The organism is Bradyrhizobium sp. AZCC 2176, from assembly GCF_036924645.1.
Taxonomy (GTDB): domain Bacteria; phylum Pseudomonadota; class Alphaproteobacteria; order Rhizobiales; family Xanthobacteraceae; genus Bradyrhizobium.
This window is the reverse complement of record NZ_JAZHRX010000001.1, coordinates 2,935,787-2,951,587: the sequence shown is the minus strand read 5'-3', so window position 1 is coordinate 2,951,587 and position 15,801 is coordinate 2,935,787. Positions and strand designations below refer to the sequence as shown.

Annotated in this window: 13 protein-coding genes; 6 read left to right on the top strand and 7 right to left on the bottom strand. The window is 62.5% G+C overall.

Annotated features, from left to right (window positions below):
- The first annotated feature begins 21 nt into the window (after nt 1–21).
- Nucleotides 22–1,182 carry an acyl-CoA dehydrogenase family protein gene (locus V1288_RS13605; protein ID WP_334357516.1) on the top strand — a complete coding sequence of 387 codons (1,161 nt, stop codon included), beginning with the start codon at nt 22–24 and terminating at the stop codon, nt 1,180–1,182.
- A gap of 39 nt (nt 1,183–1,221) precedes the next feature.
- A complete protein-coding gene (locus tag V1288_RS13600) occupies nt 1,222–2,022 on the top strand; it encodes an enoyl-CoA hydratase/isomerase family protein (protein WP_334357515.1) in 801 nt (266 codons plus the stop codon).
- Nucleotides 2,023–2,144: 122 nt separating this feature from the next.
- Here V1288_RS13600 and V1288_RS13595 read toward each other — a convergent pair whose 3' ends face one another.
- The 5 genes from V1288_RS13595 to V1288_RS13575 all read right to left on the bottom strand — a co-directional run bounded on the left by V1288_RS13595 (nt 2,145) and on the right by V1288_RS13575 (nt 9,324).
- Nucleotides 2,145–2,927, bottom strand: coding sequence for a hypothetical protein (locus V1288_RS13595; RefSeq protein WP_334357514.1), 783 nt, complete (start codon nt 2,925–2,927; stop codon nt 2,145–2,147).
- 2 nt (nt 2,928–2,929) lie between these two features.
- Nucleotides 2,930–3,724 carry an enoyl-CoA hydratase gene (locus tag V1288_RS13590; RefSeq protein ID WP_334357513.1) on the bottom strand — a complete coding sequence of 265 codons (795 nt, stop codon included), beginning with the start codon at nt 3,722–3,724 and terminating at the stop codon, nt 2,930–2,932.
- Between the two features lie 124 nt (nt 3,725–3,848).
- Nucleotides 3,849–5,057, bottom strand: a complete 1,209-nt coding sequence (locus V1288_RS13585) for an ABC transporter substrate-binding protein (protein WP_334357512.1) — start codon at nt 5,055–5,057, stop codon at nt 3,849–3,851.
- Nucleotides 5,058–5,218: 161 nt separating this feature from the next.
- Nucleotides 5,219–8,569, bottom strand: coding sequence for an adenylate/guanylate cyclase domain-containing protein (locus V1288_RS13580; protein ID WP_334357511.1), 3,351 nt, complete (start codon nt 8,567–8,569; stop codon nt 5,219–5,221).
- Nucleotides 8,570–8,910: 341 nt separating this feature from the next.
- A complete protein-coding gene (locus V1288_RS13575) occupies nt 8,911–9,324 on the bottom strand; it encodes a VOC family protein (RefSeq protein ID WP_334357510.1) in 414 nt (137 codons plus the stop codon).
- A 79-nt stretch (nt 9,325–9,403) separates the two neighbouring features.
- Between V1288_RS13575 and V1288_RS13570 the strand changes: the two genes are divergently transcribed.
- Both V1288_RS13570 and V1288_RS13565 read left to right on the top strand, forming a co-directional pair.
- Nucleotides 9,404–10,195 (top strand): thermonuclease family protein, encoded by a 792-nt coding sequence (locus V1288_RS13570; protein ID WP_334357509.1) that lies wholly within the window; start codon nt 9,404–9,406, stop codon nt 10,193–10,195.
- Between the two features lie 97 nt (nt 10,196–10,292).
- Nucleotides 10,293–11,780 carry a M48 family metalloprotease gene (locus tag V1288_RS13565; RefSeq protein WP_334361303.1) on the top strand — a complete coding sequence of 496 codons (1,488 nt, stop codon included), beginning with the start codon at nt 10,293–10,295 and terminating at the stop codon, nt 11,778–11,780.
- 46 nt (nt 11,781–11,826) lie between these two features.
- Here the strand turns inward: V1288_RS13565 and V1288_RS13560 are convergent, their stop codons facing one another.
- Complete coding sequence (locus V1288_RS13560; protein WP_334357508.1) at nt 11,827–12,837, bottom strand: AraC family transcriptional regulator; 1,011 nt, start codon at nt 12,835–12,837, stop codon at nt 11,827–11,829.
- 377 nt (nt 12,838–13,214) lie between these two features.
- Here V1288_RS13560 and V1288_RS13555 point away from each other — a divergent pair, with 377 nt between their 5' ends.
- Nucleotides 13,215–14,060, top strand: coding sequence for an MBL fold metallo-hydrolase (locus V1288_RS13555; RefSeq protein ID WP_334357507.1), 846 nt, complete (start codon nt 13,215–13,217; stop codon nt 14,058–14,060).
- A gap of 18 nt (nt 14,061–14,078) precedes the next feature.
- On the top strand, nt 14,079–14,801 hold the full coding sequence (locus tag V1288_RS13550) for a DUF1326 domain-containing protein (RefSeq protein ID WP_334357506.1): 723 nt from the start codon (nt 14,079–14,081) through the stop codon (nt 14,799–14,801).
- Between the two features lie 334 nt (nt 14,802–15,135).
- Here V1288_RS13550 and V1288_RS13545 read toward each other — a convergent pair whose 3' ends face one another.
- Nucleotides 15,136–15,558: a hypothetical protein gene (locus tag V1288_RS13545; RefSeq protein ID WP_334357505.1), complete on the bottom strand. Its 423-nt coding sequence runs from the start codon at nt 15,556–15,558 to the stop codon at nt 15,136–15,138.
- Nucleotides 15,559–15,801: the final 243 nt, after the last annotated feature.

Genomic DNA, 15,801 nt, shown 5'->3' with positions numbered 1-15,801 from the left:
AGATAGAAGTCGAGACCAACAATGACCGCAGCCCTTCGTTTCGATCCGATCCGCCTGCCGAGCGAATGCGAGCAGTTGCGCAAGGAAGTGCGCGCCTTCCTTGCGGAAGAAATCGCCGCCGGCACCTTCGATCCGCACAAGCCGAACCGCGAAGACACCGACGTGCCGGAATTTTCCCGAAAAGTCGGCGCACGCGGCTGGCTCGGCATGACCTGGCCGAAGAAATATGGCGGCCACGAGCGCTCGTTCCTCGAGCGCTATGTGGTGACCGAGGAAATGCGCGTCGCGAATGCGCCGACGCGGCGCTTCTTCGTCGCCGACCGCCAGAGCGGCCCGGTGCTTTTGAAATACGCGCCCGAGAACATCAAGATGGACATCCTGCCGCGCATCTGCCGCGGCGAGGTGTGCTTTGCGATCGGCATGAGCGAGCCGAATTCCGGCTCCGATCTGTTCGCGGCCAAGACGCGCGCCACCAAGACCGACGGCGGCTATCTGATCAACGGCACCAAGATCTGGACCTCCTCGGCCCATATCGCCGACTACATGATCGCGATTTTCCGGACGTCACCGCCGACCAAAGAGAACCGCCGCCACGGCCTGACGCAGTTTCTGGTCAAGATGAAGCAGCCGGGCATCCAGGTGAATCCGATCGGCCAGATCACCGGGCAATATGAATTCAACGAAGTGGTTTTCACCGACCACTTCATTCCCGACGATCACGTGCTCGGCGAAATCGACGGCGCCTGGAAACAGGCGACGTCCGAGCTCGCCTATGAACGTTCGGGCCCCGAGCGTTTTCTGGAAACCTATTACGTGCTGACCGAACTGGTCCGCGCCGTCGGCAACAACCCGGACGCCCGAAGTGCCGAAGGCATCGGGCGGCTGGTGGCGCAGGTCCACGCCATGCGGCGCATGTCGGTGTCGGTCGCCGGCATGCTGCAGGCCGGCAAGGAGCCGGTGGTCGAAGCTTCCATTGTGAAAGATATCGGCACGGTGTGGGAGCAGCAACTGCCGCACCGAGTACGCGACCTCGCCGCCTTCGTCGAGGAAACCGCCACCAACCGCGAGACGCTGGAAAAGCAGCTCGACTTCGCCATCAAGACCGCGCCCAAGCTGACGATCCAGGGCGGCACCACCGAGGTGCTGCGCGGCATCATCGCCCGCGGGCTTGGTCTGCGCTGAGCGCGCGCTCGGTCTGCGCTAATTCAACGAGGAAAGTTCATGAGCAAATACACTGATATCGGCGTCGAGAAGCATGGCCATGTTGGCCTGATCGAAATCCGCAAACCGCCGCTGAATTTCTTCGACGTCTCGCTGATCAACCAGATCGCGGATGCGCTGGAGGAGTTCGACAAGGACATCGAAATCCGCGCCTCGGTGCTCGCGGCCCAAGGCAAGGCGTTCTGCGCCGGCGCCGATTTCTCCGACCCGAAGCGGCAGGAGCAGGAAGCCAGCGCGCAAAATGACCCGGCGGCGAACCTGCCGATCAACCATCTCTATGTGCAAGCCGTGCGCATCTTCCGCAACAAGAAGCCGGTCGTCGCCGCCGTCCACGGCGCCGCCATCGGCGGTGGCTTGGGTCTTGCCGTATCCGCCGACTTCCGCGTCACCTGCCCCGAGGCGCGCTTCGCCGCCAATTTCACCAAACTCGGCTTCCATCCCGGCTTCGGCCTGACCACGACGCTTCCCGAACTGGTCGGCAAGAACAATGCGGAGCTGATTTTCTACACCAGCCGCCGCGTCACCGGCGAGGAAGCGACAAAGATGGGCCTTGCCAATCTCTGCGTGCCGCAAGATCAGGTGCGCGCTGAAGCCATGAAGCTCGCCGCCGAAATCGCTGAATGCTCGCCGCTCGGCCTGATCTCGACCCGCGCCACCATGCGCGCCGGCCTCGCCGACCGCGTCATGGCCGCCACCAACCACGAACTCGCCGAGCAGACGAAATTGCGCGCGACGGAGGATTTCAAGGAAGGCGTCAAGGCCACCGCCGAACGCCGCGCGGCGAATTTCAAGGGAAGGTAAAACAATCTCCCCAGTCATTCCGGGATGCGCCCGCAGGGCGCAGGCCCGGAATCCATTTCTCAGCTCGTGCTCGTGGCCCCATGGATTCCGGGCTCGCGCTGCGCGCGCCCCGGAATGACGGCTCACACCACCAGCTTGAATGCCACCCCGCAAAGATCGAACGTATCGCGGGACACCTTGCAGCCCATCGCCTTCGCCGCATCGCGCACCTTGTCGATATCGGCAACCCTGAACATCAACCCGCTCATCAAATCGCTAGCGCCCTTGACGAAGCGGAAGCTGGCGTTAGGCAGTTTCAGTTCAGGCTCACCGCCCGCATTCCTGCTGACGGCAATCCCCAAAATCTTCCCCCAGTGCTCCGCCAGCCCTTGCGGATCCGGGCTTTCCATCTCGACCCCTAGCAGCGCCTGCGTCACATCCTTGGCGATCGCCTTCTGCCAATCAGGTCCCGCCGGCGGATAGGGCCCCAGCACGTCATCGCTGCCGTCGGAGTGGTTGAACTCGATGAACGCCGCGCGGCAATCGCGCGGGTGCAGTTGCACGCCGTGATAGGGCGCGTGCGTGATCACGTTGGCGGTGCGCACGCCCATCCCGTTGGCGCGCCTGCCGCGCGCATCGGGATCGTCGCAGCAGAAGATCGCCATGTAGCCGCCGCGGCCGCCGGTCTTGTCGAGAAAGCGCCCCGCCGCAGTGCCCGGCCGGGTCGGCGCCACCACTTCCAGCAAAATGCTGTCGACCGGCAGCAGCGCGTTTTCCAGCCCGTATTTGGCGACGTTGCCGTCGCGGTAGCAGACATTGAGGCCCATGATCCCTGAGATATCCGAGATCACCGGCTCCAGATGCGGCGCCACCAGGCAGATTTGCCGCAGCCTGAGATATTCGGCCGTCTCAATGCCCTCGGCCATTTTCAATGTCCCTGAAATACCGGCTTGCGCTTTTCGACAAAGGCCTTCGCCGCTTCCTTGTGGTCGGCGGTATCGCCAGAGCGCGAATGGTGAATGGCTTCGGCGTCGAAGCAGGCTTCCAGCGACATCGTCTCGGCGTTGTTGATGTTGCGCTTGATGTAGCCCAGCGTCACCGACGGCCCCTGCGCCAACGACATCGCGAGATCATGCGCCTCGGCGTCGATGCCGGCGTCCGGTACCACCTTTGTCACCATGCCGAGATTATAGGCCTCCGTCGCGCTCAGCACCGGCGAGATCAGGTACAGTTCGCGCGCCTTGGCGCTGCCGAGCATCTGGGTGAGGAAATAGGTGCCGCCGTAGTCGCCCGACAATCCCACCTTGGCGAACGCGGTCGTGATCTTGCAGGAGGCGCTGGCGACGCGCAGGTCGCAGGACAGCGCGATCGACAGCCCCGCGCCGGCGGCTGCGCCATCGAGCTGCGCCACCACGGGCTTCGGCATCTGGTGCAGGAGGCGCGAGACTTCCATGCCGCGGCGCAGATTGGCCATCTTGGCCTCGAAGCCGAGCGGCGCCCTGCCCTCGGCCATCGACTTGACGTCGCCGCCGACGCAGAACGTGCCGCCCGCGCCCTTGACCAGCACCGCGCGCACCTCGTGATCCTCCGCCGCGCGCCGCGCCGCCTCGACCAGCCCGCGCGTCATGTCCGGGTTGAGCGCATTGCGCCGGTCCGGCCGGTTCATGGTGATGGTGAGCAGCCCCGCGTCGAGCTTCTGGAGGACCATTTCGTTTGCGCTCATGTGTCGTGCTTTCGTTGTTGTTGGTTGGTTACTCCGTCATTCCGGGATGGTGCGTTAGCACCAGACCCGGAATCTCGAGATCCCGGGTTCGATGCTTCGCATCGCCCCGGGATGACGCTTCGCGTCATTTCTTCACCAGTGGACAGCGCGAGGCTTCCAGCGGCTGGAACGCCTCGCTGCCGGGGACCGTGGCCAGGAGCTTGTAATAGTCCCAGCGCGCCTTCGATTCAGACGGCTTCTTCACCTCGAACAGATACATGTCGTGCACCATGCGGCCGTCCTCGCGAATCTTGCCGTTCCTGGCGAACATGTCGTTGACCGGCGTCTCCTTCATGACCTTCATGACCGCGGCCGCGTCCGTCGTGCCCGCGGCCTTCACCGCTTTCAGGTAATGGCCGACCGAAGAGTAGACGCTGGCTTGAGCCGCGGTCGGCGGCCGCTTGACGCGGTCCATGAAGCGCTTTGAGAACGCGCGGGTATCGTCATTGAGGTCCCAATAAAACGCCTCCGCCAGCAGCAGGCCCTGCGCCGTCTCTAAGCCGACGCTGTCGATGTCGGTGACGAAGGCGAGCAGCGGCGAGAGCTTTTGGCCGCCGCTCTTGGTCAGCCCGAATTCCGCCGCCTGCTTGATCGCGTTGATGGTGTCGCCGCCGGCATTCGCTAACCCCACCACCTTCGCCTTCGAACTCTGCGCCTGCAGCAGGAACGAGGAGAAGTCCGACGTGTTGAGCGGATGCTTGACGCCGCCGAGCACCTTGCCGCCGGCCTTCACCACCACATTGGTGGTGTCCTTTTCCAGGTCCTGGCCGAACGCATAGTCAGCGGTGAGGAAGAACCAGGTCTCAAACCCGGACTTCACGGTGGCAAGCCCGGTGACGTTGGCCTGCGCAAACGTGTCATAGGAATAATGCACGGTATAGGGGCCGCACGCCTCGTTGCTCAGGCGGATCGATGCCGGCCCGCTATACATCACGATCTTGTTGCGCGCCTTCGCAATCTCGCCGGCGGCGAGCGCGGTGGCAGACGCCGCCACGTCGTACAGCATCTCAACACCCTGGTTGTCGAGCATGTCGCGCGCGATGCTGGCGGCAAGGTCGGCCTTGTTGAGATGATCGGCCGCAACGATCTCGACTTTGCGTCCCAGCACCTCGCCGCCAAAGTCCTCCACCGCCATCCTCGCGGCCGTCTCCGAGCCCGGCCCCGTGATATCGGCATAAAGCCCGGACATGTCGAGAATGCCGCCGAGCTTGAGCGGTGGCTTGCTCTGCGCCCATGCCGCCGTCGCCGACATCGCCAGGATCGCGGCGACAATGCCCGTTGCTGCTCTCTTCATGGATGGCCTCCCTTGTCGGCTGCCGCATTGCCTGCGGCTTTGAATTTTGCTCGACGCGATCATGCCGCATGGGGTCAGCAGCGGCAAGGCGCTGAAGTTTTCCGCTAAGCGGAATGGCTAACCGGCAATCCGCATCCTGCGCGCTGGCTCGACAGCAACGATCACCAGTTGCCGGGCCGGGCCACTTGTCCTCGCTTGAGCAAGGTTTCCGCTTCTTCGATTTCGGGCAGATCTCGCTCCGTGCCGAAATCAGCAAGAACTGGTGCGAGCACCTCGGGTATTGCCGCGGCTCGCCCGTTTGCACGGTAGAGGTGCGCAAGTCCAATTGTGCTGCGCAGCTCGAAAGTCTTTGTTTGTTGGGTTCGGGCGATTTCCAGGGCTCTGCGGAATGTGTCTTCGGCCATCGAAACGTTTGGCGGATCAAGACGCAACAACAGCTCACCCTGGCTGCGATGGAGTTCGGCATCGAGCCAATGCTGGCCGGATTGTTCTGTCGAGGAGATCAACTCCCGCAAGATTTCCAGCCCGGATTCAAATTGTCCGGCCTCTGCATTCGCCGCGGCAACCTGCATCCCCCAAAATGGTTCGCAGAGATAGCAGTCATTCTCGTGAAGTAATGTCCAGCCCCGTTGCATTTCCGAAAGCCCACCCATACGGTCACCGGCGCGCCACTTTGCCAGGCCGTTCAGGTAGCTGCCGGCGGCTACGTACAACGGCATCGTATGCTCGCGCGCGAGGCCGAGAGCCAGTATAGTCTCCGTTTCCTGCAACATGCCCCCGCATAGTCCATCGAAGACCGCCTTGTGAACGAGCGCATTGGCTTGAGAAAGCGCCGGCTTATCTCCGGTGGCGCGCACCGCTTCGGCGGCGAGCCGGCGCGATCGATCAATCCTGCCGAGCGGCCAAAGCACCAGCGCAAGAAACCGCATGATGACGAAAGGCAGGTCCAGCGCCGACGCCTTGAAGGTCGCCGGGTCAGGTTCAGCCTCATAGATCGCAAGCGCGCGCTCGAGATGCAGTCGCGCGTTCAGGTAGTCGCCGCCGAACCAGCAGGTTACCCCGGTTGTCCAGTGTGCGAGGACTGCGGCCACCGGCGATTCCGGTCGCTGCCTGGCGACGCCCCTGATGGCCTCCGTCAACTCCCGCATCGGCGCGATCTCGCCATGGGTCAGGCAGGCATTGAACAGGCCGGAATGGACCGGCGCCAGTTCGACCGGATCATTGATGTCGGCAGCGAATTGTCGGGCGCGCTTCCACGCAGCTACCGTTTCGGGAGCGCTGTGCCCAAGGGAGCCCCGCAGCGCGCGGCCATATGCGATTTGAAGCTGCAGCCGGTTCATTGTCCGGCCCGGCTCATCGGACAGCCCATCGGCGATCGCAACCGCCTTGCCGAGATGTGCGATTGCCTCGGAATATGCCGAGCGTTTCAGCGCTTGCTGACCGGCCTTGCGCCACCACTCGAGGGCTACCTCGCCCAGCCCCGCTTCAGTGAAGTGATATGCCACGACTTCCGGCTCGGTCCCGGCGATCACCGGAAACTGATCGCGCAGGACATCGCCAATATGCTTATGGAGCAGTTGCCGGCGGCTCTTCAGCAGGCTCTCGTAAGCTGCTTCCTGAACCAGCGCATGCTTGAAACTATAACTCGCTTCCGGCGGCGTCCCGCGGCGCGAGAGCAGTTCAGCCTCTTCGAGCTGGCCCAGCGCGGCACTCAGCGTCAGATCATCGCGACCGGCCACAGTTCGCAACAGCCTATATGAGAAGTCACGGCCAATGGCAGCGCCTATCTGTGCCACTTCCTTGACCGGCGCCAGCCGGTCAAGGCGCGCCATCAGCGAGTCCTGCAGTGTCGCGGGGATGGCGAGCGGCGGGAGCGGGCTATCGAGGCGATAGCGTCCGGCATCGTCCACAAGCAATCCAGACTCCAGCACCATCTTGGTCAGTTCCTCGACAAACAGCGGGATACCATCCGTCCGGTCGATGATCTGCGTCATCATTTCGCCTGGCAGATGCCGGCCGACGGTCACCTGCTCGACCAGAGCGCGCGTGTCCTGCCGGTCAAGCCGGTCGAGCCGCAACAGGCTGACATTGGGAAGACCCGCCCAGGGCGGCTCGAACTCGGGCCGGAAGGTCATGAGCACGAGTATCGGCAAACCCCTGATCCGGTCGACTGTAAGATCAAACAGCTCAAGCGTGGTAGCATCAGCCCAATGCATGTCCTCGCAGACAATCAGCACAGGTTGCTGCCGCGCCAAACCCTCAAGCTGGTCGAGAAGGGCAGCAAATGTCTGTCGCCGCTGCTGCGCAGGACTCAAGCCGAGCGGCGGATAGCGCTCGCCGCAGGGAATCGAAAGGAGCGCGGCAATGAGCGGTGTCGCGTTAGCGACCTGGTCCGTTCCAAGCGCAAGCATTGCCTCAAGCTTGTCGAGCTTTTGCTCGGATGTATCCTGTGAGCCGATGCCGGCAGCGCGCTCGAGCTGGGCGACAAAGGGATGGAGCGCGCTGTTCGTGTGGTAGGGCGAGCACTGGTACCGTATCCGGCGGTGGGTCCCCAATGCGAGGCTTTCGGAGAGCGTTGCCACAATGCGCGATTTGCCGATCCCGGCCTCGCCGGAAATCAGCACCATTTGGCCGTGGCCCTGCCACGCCAGTTGCTGGCGCAAGAGCACGAATTCGATCTCTGCCTTGCGGCCGACAAAGCCCATCGAGCGCGCGGTACGCACCGCCTCGAAGCGGCTCTCCGACGCAGCTCCGCCTTCGACTGCCCAGACCGCGATGGGTTCGGAGATGCCCTTGACCTCTCGGAGGCCGAGGTTGCGAAAAATGAATAGATCGCCAAGCAGCTCGCGCGTCGAAGCAGCAACGACGACCGCCCCCGGCTCTGCCAGGCCCTGCAGCCGGGCAGCGATGTTCGGTGTATCGCCTACCATTGCCTGTTGCTCTGACGCGCCTCCGCTGATGAGATCGCCCACCACCACCAGCCCGGTGGCGATCGCGATCCGCACCTCGACCCGTTCCGCGCGCGTTTCGAGCGGTCCTATTGCGGCGATGATGTCGAGCCCCGCGCGCACCGCACGCTCCGCGTCATCCTCGTGTGCGCGTGGATAGCCGAAATAGGCGAGTATCCCGTCGCCCACAAACCTGGCGAGACTGCCGTCGTAAGTGGCAATCACCTTCGCGCAGGCAGCCCGATAGGCGCGGATCACCTCCCACATGTCCTCGGGATCGAGGCGAGCCGAGAGCGCAGTCGAGCCTACCAGATCGCAGAACATGACGGTGAGGTGGCGTCGCTCGGCATCATCCTGAAGCGCCGGCCCGGCGACCAGTTCGCTTTGATTGAGTTCGGCGATCGCGCGCAGCATTTTACGTCGATGGCCGAGCAGGACACCGAGCCTGTCGAAGTCCTGATCCGTCAGTTCGGGAAGGACATCAAGATCGATCCCGTTCTCGGCAAAGCGCAGCGCGTATTGTTCAAGCCCAAGTTTCTCGAGCCACTCTGAAATCTGCTGCATTGGGGTCCACCGGAATGTGTGGTTGACAGCAGGCCGAATGTTGGGCCACGGCGACGAAAACTTATCCCAATGTCCCTCAGTTGGCACGCCTTGATGCAGCAATTCGATTGCGATCAGCTCTCTATTTCTTGCGAAGCGGTGCTCGGCTACAGATGCTCACTACCAAGCAGCGCATGACACGATGCCAACAACTGGATTTTGATACGCGCGCGATTTGCATCAAGCAGCGTTGCACAACCAGTGCGTAGAATGAGTGGAGCGAACCGGAATCGATCAGTCGTTACGCTGTGGCGTGATGGGTTTGGCCGCGCTCTCCGCATCCTACGGCACCAACGCGTGAATTAAGCCAACAACCCCTTCCCCGGCACATGATTGAGCTCAAGCCGGATGCCGTCGGGGTCTTCGAACAGGATCGAGTAATACCCCGGCGCCCACTGGTCCTCGCGTGGTGCGCGGATGATCTTTGCGCCGAGCGCCTGCAGAAAGCCGTGCAGCTCATCGACGTCGGCGCGCTCGCGGGCGCGGAAGCAGAGATGATGCAAACCGACACGCTTCTGCTCGAATGCCGCGCCTTCATGCGCGGCTGACGGCGCGCTGATGCCGACCGCGGTCCGGCCGCCGACGCAGTAATAGGTCGTGTCGGTATCGATGACCGGCTTCAGGCCGAGAAACGGCAACAGCTTGCGATAGAAATCGCGCGAGCGTTCGTAATCCGAGGCGGTGAGGAAAATATGTGCGATGCCGTTGACTTCCATCGTCTTCCCCTGCGTGGCAATCTAAGGTAGCAATGCCGTTGACAATCGAGCGTACAGGAACAGGTCGGAGGGCGGCGTTATGATCGGACCGGCATCGTGCGGCAGCGGTGCGCTTCCGGCATGCGCCGCATCGCTTTTCGTGCTGGCCTCGGTCGCCGGGCCGGCCGGCGCTGCCGATTGCGCGCTTGAGCGACAGGGCGAAGGCCGTGTCGCCACCGTGATCGATGGGCGCAGCCTCCGCCTTGAAGACGGCCGCGAAATCCGCCTCGCCGGCATCGAACGTGGTGGAACCGACCGGGCCAGCGGCAGAGCCGCACTGTCGGCCATCGCCGGCGGCCGTGACGTGACGCTGCATGGCGAAGACGATTCGCCGGATCGCTACGGCCGACAGGTCGCCGTTGTGTTCGTGACCGGCTCGGAACACTCGGTGCAAGGCGATCTGCTGCGTCGCGGCGAAGCGCTGTTTTCGGCCGATATCGCCGACAAAAATTGCGCTGCAGCACTGACCACCGCCGAGGGCGCCGCACGCGATGCCAAATTGGGCATCTGGGCTGAAACCACGGCCATAAAAAACACGGAAAGTCCGGGCGATATTCTGTCCGCGATTGGGCACTTTACGGTGGTCGAGGGCAGAGTTCTGTCCGTTCGGCAGGCAGGGGCGATAATCTACCTGAATTTCGGGCGGAACTGGACACGGGACTTTGCTGCGACTATTTCAAGGCGCATCATTCCGGCGTTTGAGGGCGCCGGCCTTGGACCTAAGTTGCTCGAAAATCGACGGATTCGTGTCCGCGGCGTTGTGTCGTCGCGGGGAGGACCACGGATTGAACTGTTCCGGGTGGGGCAGATTGAGGTGCTGGGCGGGAAATAGCGCTTGATCCGAGGACTGGGCACCGGTTTTCGTTTGGATCACGCGCAAAAAAGGGATGAGATCACGATTCCAATCGGATCGTGGTCCAGTGGCTGATTTGACGCATCGTGCACAACGGCGCGAAGGAACTACGGGCGGCCGCCTCTTGGCTGCGCCGGCGCTGCTATGCGCCGCGCTCACGCTTTCTTCCTGTGGAAATCTTGGAAAACTCGAGACCGCCGCGCCAACGGTAGCGGCGCCGAAGCCGAGCCGCACCGTCGCGCAGACGCCTGCCAGCGAGCGCGAACATGAGCGCATTCTCGCCTCCTATGGCGGCGCCTATGACGATCCGAAGCTCGCTACCCTGATCGGCAAGACGGTCGACCGCCTGGTCGCGGCCTCCGACCGTCCCGAGCAGGCCTACCGCGTGACCATCCTCAATTCCGGCGCGGTCAACGCCTTCGCGCTGCCGACCGGCCAGCTCTATGTGACGCGCGGCCTGGTGGCGCTCGCCAGCGACACTTCGGAACTTTCCTCGGTGCTGAGCCACGAGATGGCGCATGTCATCGCAAAACACGCCTCGATCCGGGAAGACCAGGCGCGGCAGGCCGCGGTGGTGACGCGGGTCGTCACCGACATGAGCAACGACCCCGATCTGACGGCGCTGGCGCTGGCGAAGACCAAGCTGACGATGGCGAGCTTCTCGCGCGCGCAGGAATTCGAGGCCGACGGCATCGGCGTCGGGATTTCGGCGCGCGCCCGTTTCGATCCCTATGGCGCGTCGCGCTTCCTGTCGGCGATGGAGCGCAACGCGGCGCTGAAGGCCGGCAAGACCTCGCTCGATCCGCGCGCGCAGGATTTCCTGTCCTCGCATCCGGCAACCCCCGAGCGCGTGCAGAACGCGCAGGCCAGCGCCCGGCAATACACCTCGCCCCAGGGCGGCGAGCGCGACCGCGAGACCTATCTCGCCGCGATCGACAACATCGTCTATGGCGAGGACCCCAGCGAAGGTTTCGTGCGCGGCCGGCGCTTCCTGCACCCCAAGCTCGGCTTCACCTTCCAAGCCCCCGAGACGTTCACGCTGGATAACACGGCGCAGGCCGTGATCGGCGTGCGCGAAGGCGGCACGCAGGCGATGCGCTTCGATGTGGTGCGCGTGCCGGCCGAACAGTCGCTCGCCGATTATCTCAATTCGGGCTGGATGGAAGGCGTCGACAAGGGCTCGACGGAAGACCTCATGATCAACGGTTTCCCGGTGGCTTCGGCTTCCGCGAACGGCGATCAATGGCAGTTCAAGGTCTATGCGCTGCGCTACGGCAGCGACGTCTACCGTTTCATCTTTGCCGCCAAGCATCGCAACACCGAGAGCGAGCGCAACGCGCGCGAAACCGTCAACTCGTTCCGCCGCCTGACGCTTGAAGAAATCCAGGCGGCGCGCCCCCTGCGCATCAAGGTCATCACCGTGCAGCCCGGCGACACCGTGGAATCTCTCGCCCACCGCATGGCCAACATCGACCGCCCCGCCGAGCGCTTCCGTATCCTCAACGGCCTCGACCAGCACGCACAGGTCAAGCCAAGGGATCGCGTGAAGATCGTGGTGGATTGAGACGCAGGCACTCGCAAACGCAAGTGCTGGCCTGGAGCTTGCCAAACTACGGTTGCTTCCGAAGCTGCTGCGTCTGACCTCTCAGCGTCTCCGAAGGACTTTCCCCAAAGTACGCGCGGTACGTGACCGAAAACCGGCCCATGTGGGCGAACCCCGTGCTCATGGCAATGTCGGTGACATTCGCTTCCGGATCGGCCCGCAGCAAGGCTTGGCGAACTTGCCTCAAGCGGGCGTTCCGCAGGTAGCGCATCGGCGAGACGCCCTTGAAATCCCTGAAGTGCATAAAGAGCGTTCGGCCCGCCACGCCGGTCGCCGTAACGAGGTCGGCCACGGTGACTGCCTGGTCGAGGTGGGCTTCGATATAGTCGACCGCGCGCCTCACGTCACGCGGCGCAATCGGCCTCTCGAGGCGTCGCAGCGCGTTGCTGTAATTGTGCGGGTGCGACAGCAGCAGTGCGGTAACAATGAACTGCTCGAATTTGCTCATCGTCGTCGGGCTCCAGAGCACCGATCCCGCCTGTTCCAGGTCCGCGACGGCCATCAGCACGTAGCGTGTCAGACTGCGGCCATACCCCGCGGCGAGGTCGATGCTGGGCGCAAAATCGAGGGGAGCGGTTGGTGGCTCGCCGAGCAGGGCGGCAAGCTGACCTGTAAGGCTGGATTTGGTCAAAGACAGTTGGATGCGGCTGCTATCGGCCTCCGATACCAGCCGACACCTCTCGCGCATCGGCGAGATGATCGTGGCAAGGTTCGAATTGCAAACGATGTTGTCACGGCCAATGGTGGCTTCAAGTTGCCCGCGAAGCGGCAGGTGAATCCAGGTGTCCGTGCGGGCGGGGCTCGGAGACAGGACAACCGATGCGCCGCCGTATTGCACGTAACCCATGTAGAGGCCCGGCGTGTAAACGCCGTTGAGGCGCGCATCGAGCTGGCGGGCCTGCCGCCCTGCGATGTCGAAGCGATAGCCTTTCGCGCGCAGGAACGCACCGGTCTCTTCCACATTGCGGCTGTGGAAGATGGGCATCTGCTCCAGAAGCGGCGCTGTGCCAAGCTGCATGCTCGCCTCCGTGTTGATCGAGCATACCATGCGTGCCGAGGTATGGGTACCGGGGCCCGGGAATTGCCCGATCATTCTTGCAGTTCTTGGATAATGATCGTTGGCGCTTGCCAGGGGGCGATTTCCACGTTTTACGCGCTTTCCGGATAGGCCCTCGCGGCAATCGGATATCTGGCGCCCAAATGCGCCAGTTAAGTTTCGTGCCCAACGGGGGCGATGCCTATCGATAAGGGTGGCCCATCGAGGAGGGAAGCGTCGTGACTGCAGGGCATGTTCACAGAATAGCTCGTCGCCAATTTCTGGGTAAATCGGCTGCAGCGGCTCTGGCCGCAGCTGCGTGCGTTTCTTCGCTGCGACCGGCAAGCGCAGCCGTCCATATGGTACCGGTCCACAAATCAGGCAGCCTCGAGACTCTGGTCGTAAGCGACGGCCATTTCTTCCTTCCGGCGGGCTTCCTCGTGACGCCGGACTCTCCGCCCGCCGAGCGCGAAGCCGCCCTGAACGCAGCAGGACAAACCGGCGAACAGCTCCAGCTTGTGAACACTGTCGCGGTGATCCGTAGCCAGTCCGATGTGGTCCTGGTCGACACGGGCACCGGCCCGCGCCACCAGCCCACGGCGGGAAAGCTTGCGGAGAACCTCAAAGCTGCCGGCATTCCACCTGCGGCCGTGACCAAGATCGTCCTGACCCATGGCCATCCCGACCACCTTTGGGGCATCCTCGACGCGAATGACAACCCGATCTATCCGAATGCGAGCTATCTCGTTTCGGCCATCGAATGGAACCTTTGGGCCGACCCGGATGTGATGCGAAGGTTACCGGCAGTCCTGGCAACCAATGATCGCATCATCAATGGCGCCAAGAACCATTTCTCGCACGTCAAGGACAGGATGAGGACGGTACGGGATGGCGATGAGATTGTCAGTGGCGTGCAGGTCATCGATACGCCAGGGCATACGCAGGGCCACATCTCGGTCGAAATCGCCGGTAGGGATGGTCTCGTCGTCGTTGCGGATGCGCTTACGCACGCTGTGATCTCATTCCAGTATCCGTCGTGGCCGGTGCCAGTCGACCATGAGCCCGATCGTGGCATCTCGACCCGCCTGCGCCTGCTTGATCGACTCGTCATTGACAAGCGCCGGCTGATCGGCGCTCACCTTCCGTTCCCTGGCACCGGCTTCGTCGAGCGCAAGGATGGCGCCTATCGCTTCGTTCCGACTTGAAGCTCGCGCAGAATCGAGTTGAGCGTCATCGCTTTCGGAAAGGGCAGTCAGATGGACGATCAATGGCTATTCAAGAGCGAGACTTATGATAACTGCAATTGCGCTATGAATTGTGGTTGCCAGTTCAACCTGCCGAGCACTCACGGCTATTGTCAGTCGGCCTTCGTCGGCACCATCGTTGAAGGCCACTTCAACGATACTCCGCTCTCAGGCTTGAACTGGGCGGCGCTGTACAAGTGGCCCGGCGAAATCAAGGACGGAACCGGCCGGCGCCAGATCGTTATCGACGAGCGTGCGGATGAAGCTCAACGAATCGCGCTTGTAACGATCATCTCAGGCGAGGCATGCGAACCATTGAGCAACTTTTTCGCCGTATTCGCGTCCACATGCTCGGAATTTTGCGAGACGTTGTTCCTACCGATTGATCTCGACGCGGACTTGGAACTCAGAACCGCAAGGGTAGAGATACAAGGCGTCATGCGGAGCACCGGCAGGCCGCAGATCAACGAGTTTACTGGTCAACCATTCCACATTGCGCTGGCGCGTCCTAGTGGCAGTTTCGAGTTTACTTACGCAGAAATCGGGCTAGGTACCACGTCGGTCACAGGTGACATGGAAATGGCGTTCGAAGATTCATGGGCGCACTTCTGTGTTCACCACTTCAATCAGGATGGTTTGGTCAGGGAAAGATCAAGGCTCACGGCATGGCTTGGGCACATGACCCCGCGCTCCCGTGAATGAGGCTAAGCGTTACCGTTCTGGAAGCATGTCTCCGGAGACATCTTGAACGTGAGCGGGCTCGCTCGCTCGAGAGTCTGTAATGGGTTCATTTGCGATGGCGAATAGCTAGCCCGTCATTGCGAACGCAAGCGAATTGTCCGCCGTAGCCCACCGGGCGAAGGCGCAAGCAATCCCAAGGCTACGCAAACAGTGTGGATTGCTTCGTCGCTTACGCTCCCTTGCGCAAACGCTTCGCGTTTGCCGCAGGCAATGACGCGGAGAGAGCGACATGTTCACCACGTAGCCCCGGCCTTGAGCAGGAGCGACGTGTTGAGAAAGTTCGTACGAACTAAATCTACTCAATAGTCACACGCGCGCGCCACCGCGACTCGAAACTATCGTCGTTGAGCATTCGCGCCTGCGCATCCATGGGGTCGCTACGTTTCTCTGTAGCGACAACGACGGGCACGGCGTCGGCCTTGGCTTGCGCGGGCGCCGCTGCGGCCCACCGCAGCGATGATTTCGAGATCGCAGTCTTGCCGGCGTACCAGCATTTTCGTCCATCAATCAGGCGCCAGGACCAAGGCCCGCGTGCATTTGATGGCGGCGCAACGCTGCATTCCTTGATCTGCGCTTTCGCCTGCACAGTCGGCATGCCGATCGGTGCGAGAGCGGCAATGCAGGCGGCGAAAACAACCAGCCGAATTTGCGTTTTCATCGAACATCCCTGCGGTTCAATTGGATGTGGAATGCCAGACTTACTTTTAAATTTGGTCACAAGAGGCCGGAAATCTGACCACATTCCGGGCGAACGGCGGCGCGACAGGTTGAGGCGCGGCAGGAGTTACTCATCATTGCGGGCACAAGCGAGTTGTCCGCCGCGGCACGCCGGCGCGAAGTTGCAGACAATCCACGCCGAGCAAATCGGCATCGACATCAGCCGCGTCGGCTTCGGCCGCAAGCCGGAGATAAAATGGCCAGCGGCCCTCTCCTTGCCGACCAGTTCCAATTGCCCTGCCCC